Source organism: Stenotrophomonas pictorum JCM 9942 (assembly GCF_001310775.1).
GTDB lineage: Bacteria > Pseudomonadota > Gammaproteobacteria > Xanthomonadales > Xanthomonadaceae > Stenotrophomonas > Stenotrophomonas pictorum.
Window position 1 is genome coordinate 1 of the sequence record NZ_BAZI01000276.1, and the last position, 3,574, is coordinate 3,574.

The window sequence follows — 3,574 nt, forward strand, 5'->3', positions numbered from 1 at the left end:
CGCATCATCGTGCTGCTGGCCGACGAGGCGCAGCAGTCGGCGGCGGATCGCAGTACTTCCAGCCGCATCGGCCAGCAGCTGTTCCATGACGGGCTGGCGCAGCGCGAGGCCATCGCCACCCAGTTCGACCGCCTGCTGCGCGGGGCCAGTCCACAACGTTTCGCCACGCTGTCGGCGGTGCTCGATTACATCGAATCGGCGCCGGAGCTGTTTGATGCCGATCGCCTGGCTTTTCGCGAAGTGTTGCGCGAGCTGCAGGTGCGCGTCGGTGCCGATTCCTCGCTGCCGGCGGTGAAGCTGCACCAGCGTATCGGCGAGGACCTGGAGGCACTCGATGCGATCGAGCGCAACTACAACCAGGAAATCACCCGCATCTTCAGCCGCTTCGAGCGCACCCGCGCCATCGACCTGAAGCGTGAGAAGTGGGAGGACTACATCGCCCACCTGCGCAAGCAGTACAGCCGTGAGGCGATCCTGCGCGACTACGGCGTGATCGAGCCGTACCCGATGTCGATGCGCGACAGCGAGCGCGAGATTTTCGGCCGCGACCTGCCGGCCAAGACCGTGGTGCTCACCTTCGATGACGGTCCGCACAAGGCCTACACCGAGGAGGTGGTCGCCATCCTCAAGCGCTACGACGTGCCCGGCGTGTTCTTCGAGGTGGGTCGCAACCTGGGCACGGTGCAGGCCGATGGCAGCGTCGCGCTGGGACCGATGGCCGGTATCAGCCGCAACCTGATGGAACAGGGGTATGCGGTGGGCAACCACAGCCTGACCCACGCGCAGCTCTCGCGCACCAGTGGTGATGCGCTGCGCGAACAGGTGCTGGCCACCGATACCCTGCTCAAGGGGGTGGATAGCCGGCGCGCGCCGCTGTTCCGCTTCCCCTATGGCGCGCGCAACGCCGAAGGCCTGCAGCTGCTGGGCGAAGCGGGGCTGAAGTCGATCATGTGGAACATCGATTCGATGGACTGGGCCGACCCGGTGCCCGAATCGATCGTGCAGCGCGTGCTCGAGCAGGTGCACAAGGAGCAGAAGGGCATCATCCTGTTCCATGACATCCACGACCGCGCGGTCAAAGCCTTGCCGCAGATCCTGGACCGGTTGATTGCCGACGGTTACCAGTTCGCCGGCTGGAACGGCCGGGATTTCACCGTCAGCCGTGCGCGGCAGGGCGCCCGCGACGAGGCCACGGTCACCACCGGCTACGGAAAATCCTGGGCGATCGTCATCGGCATCGATGAGTACGCCAAATGGCCGAAGCTCGAATACGCCGGGCGCGATGCGCAATCCATCGCCGATACGTTGACCGGGCAGTTCGGTTTCCCGTCGTCGCAGGTGATCGTGCTGAAGAACGAGCAGGCCACGCGCAACAACATCCTGGCCGCCTTCCATGATCGTCTGGTCGATGACCGCACCGGCAAGAACGACCGCGTGTTCGTGTTCTTCGCCGGCCATGGCGCCACCCGCCAGCTCGCCTCCGGTCGCGACCTGGGCTACATCATCCCGGTGGATTCGGATCCCAACGAGTTCGCCACCGATGCCATTGCGATGACCGACATCCAGAACATTGCCGAGAGCCTGCAGGCCAAGCACGTGCTGTTCGTGATGGATGCCTGCTACAGCGGGCTGGGGCTGTCCCGTGGCGGTGGCAGTTCCTCGACGTTCCTGCGCGAGAACGCCCGTCGCAGCGCGCGGCAGATGCTCACCGCCGGTGGTGCCGACCAGCAGGTGGCCGACAGCGGCCCGAACGGGCATTCGGTGTTCACTTGGGTGCTGCTGCAGGCGCTGGGCGGCAAGGGCGATCTCAATGGTGATGGTCTGATCACCGGGACCGAACTGGCCGCGTATGTGGCGCCGGCGGTGTCGGCAGTGTCAAAGCAGACCCCGGCCTTCGGCAGCCTGCCGGGTTCGCAGGGCGGCGAATTCGTGTTCCAGTTACCCGACAGCCAGGAATTCCTGACCGCCGACACGCGCCAGCTCTCGGCCGATGCGATCGCGCTCAACAGTCGCGTGGAAGCCGTGCAGGAAACCAGGCCCGGCGGCGACGCCAAGGCCCCGGTGACAGTGGCCGATCTGCAAGGGGGACGCAGCACGCTGCAAGTGCCGGCGGCAGTGCCGTTGTCCGAGCGCCAGCGCGCGCAGCAGGCCAACGACCGCGGCCTGCAGTTGTACCGCGAGAAGCGCTACGACGAGGCGGTGGCGCAGTTCACCGAAGCGCTGAAACTGCGCCCGGACTTCGCGCTGGCGGCCAACAACCTGGGCTTCGTCTACTACCGCCAGCAGCGCTACGCCGAGGCGGCGCGCTGGCTGGAGAACACGCTGAAGATCGACCCCTCGCGGGCAGTGGCCTATCTGAACCTGGGCGATGCCTATTTCCATCTGGGCGACACCGCCAGGGCCCGGCAGGCCTACACCACCTATCTGGAGCTGCAGCCCACCGGCGGCGGCGCCGCCCAGGCCCGCGCCCAACTGCAGAAGCTGTAAGCCATGAATGAACTGTCCACCGGCCAGACCATTGTCGCCATTGCCAGCGGCGCCGCGCCGGTGGTGTCGGCATGCTGCGCATCTCCGGCCCGCTGTCGCTGCGCCTCGCCGCTGCCCTGGGGTGTCCACCGCTCAAGCCGCGGCATGCGCATTACGCCAGATTCCGCGATGCAGCCGGGGAGGTGATCGACGATGGCATCGCGCTGTATTTCCCCGGTCCGCGCAGTTTCACCGGCGAGGATGTGGTGGAGCTGCAGGGCCATGGCAGCCCGGTGGTGCTGCGCCAGTTGCTGGCGCGCTGCATCGAACTGGGCGCGCGCCAGGCCCGCGCCGGTGAATTCAGCGAGCGGGCATTCCTCAACGGAAAACTCGACCTGGCCCAGGCCGAGGCGATTGCCGATCTGATCGCCGCCGGTGATGTGCGCGCCGCGCGGGCTGCGCGCCGGTCGCTCGACGGCGTGTTCTCGCAACGCGTGGACGAGGTGGCCGAGCAACTGGTGCGGCTGCGGATCCATGTGGAGGCGGCGATCGATTTCGCCGATGAACCGCTCGATACGCTGGGCGGTGCGCAGGTGCGGGCCGGCGTGGAACAGGCGCGCGCGCTGCTGGGCCAGCTGCGCATCGATGCCGAGCGCGGCCGCAAGTTGCGTGATGGCCTGCATGCGGTGCTGATCGGCCCGCCCAACGCCGGCAAGAGTTCGCTGCTCAATGCGCTGGCCGGCAGTGAACGGGCGATCGTCACCGATATCGCCGGCACCACCCGCGATACCCTGCGCGAGACCATCCGCATCGACGGGCTGGAGCTGGAACTGGTGGACACCGCCGGTCTGCGCGAAGGCGGCGATGCCATCGAACGCGAAGGCATGCGCCGCGCTCGCGCGGAAATGCAGCGCGCGGATCTGGCCATCGTGGTGCTGGATGCCCGTGACCCCGAAGCGGGGCGCCTTGCCATTGGCGATGCCGCCACACAGGCGGCGCGCCAGCTGTGGATCCACAACAAGTGCGATCTGCTGCCGCAATGGCCGCAGGAGCTGGGCGCCGACCGCATCGCGCTGTCGGCCGGCCAGTGGCCAGGGGCTGGAACAGC

At 67.4% G+C, this 3,574-nt stretch carries 1 protein-coding gene and 1 pseudogene; both read left to right on the forward strand.

Annotated features, from left to right (window positions below; genetic code table 11):
- A partial coding sequence (locus tag JCM9942_RS12315) for a polysaccharide deacetylase family protein (protein WP_054660004.1) occupies positions 1-2,487 on the forward strand: 2,487 nt, incomplete at its 5' end.
- Between the two features lie 3 nt (positions 2,488-2,490).
- Positions 2,491-3,574, forward strand: a pseudogene (mnmE, locus tag JCM9942_RS12320) (tRNA uridine-5-carboxymethylaminomethyl(34) synthesis GTPase MnmE); the annotation flags it as partial.